We start from the raw sequence: 661 nt of genomic DNA, 5'->3' as shown, positions 1-661 counted from the left end.
ATTTGCTTTGCCTGGAGCAGATTTATTTTATGAAACGGCACTTGAATTAGGTTACTCAAAAGAATTTGCTTTAAAACACTTAAATGCGCGAAGCAAAGATGTAAGTAGAGGAGCCATGCAATGGGACGATTCAACTTATGCGGGATTCTCAAAACAGATTCCTTGGAGTGGTGTTAATCAAGAAGAAAAATACAATGTAACGGATCAAGAAACTGATGAAACCAGCATTTTACAGTATTACAGAGCAGTATTAAAGTTGAAGCAAGAGCCGCTGTTTATTGAAGGAAAGTACAAACTTTTAGAAAGCAGTGTTGAAACGTATTGCTACAAACGCACGTTAGGGAATGCTAAAGCAATCGTTTGCTGCAATATGACAGAAAAAAATCAAGTTGTTTCGATAAAAGACCTGATCACACAACCCTATATCATTAAATTAACAAATGAAGGAAATAGTATACAGGAGGAAAATCTAAACTTAAGTCCATATGGAGCAATGGTTATCTCTATGGATTAATGGTTACTACTTTAGTAAATGAAAACAACAATGAATGAAAAGAGGAAAAATAACATGGAAACAGCAGCAATTTACCATAGACCTGATAGCGAGTATGCTTATTTATATGAGGTTGATAACTTTCATATCCGTTTAAGAACAAAAAAG

Annotated in this window: 2 protein-coding genes; both read left to right on the top strand. The window is 34.3% G+C overall.

The features are described 5' to 3' along the window. Window positions 1–514, top strand: a 514-nt coding sequence (locus ABS911_RS15260; protein ID WP_502880561.1) for an alpha-amylase family glycosyl hydrolase, incomplete at its 5' end; no start/stop codon positions are given. A gap of 54 nt (window positions 515–568) precedes the next feature. Next, on the top strand, window positions 569–661 hold a 93-nt coding region (locus ABS911_RS15255; RefSeq protein ID WP_350468255.1), incomplete at its 3' end, for an alpha amylase N-terminal ig-like domain-containing protein.

This window comes from Carnobacterium sp., from assembly GCF_040274425.1.
The sequence above is the reverse complement of the archived record's forward strand: the minus strand, read 5'-3'. Positions and strand labels throughout refer to the sequence as shown.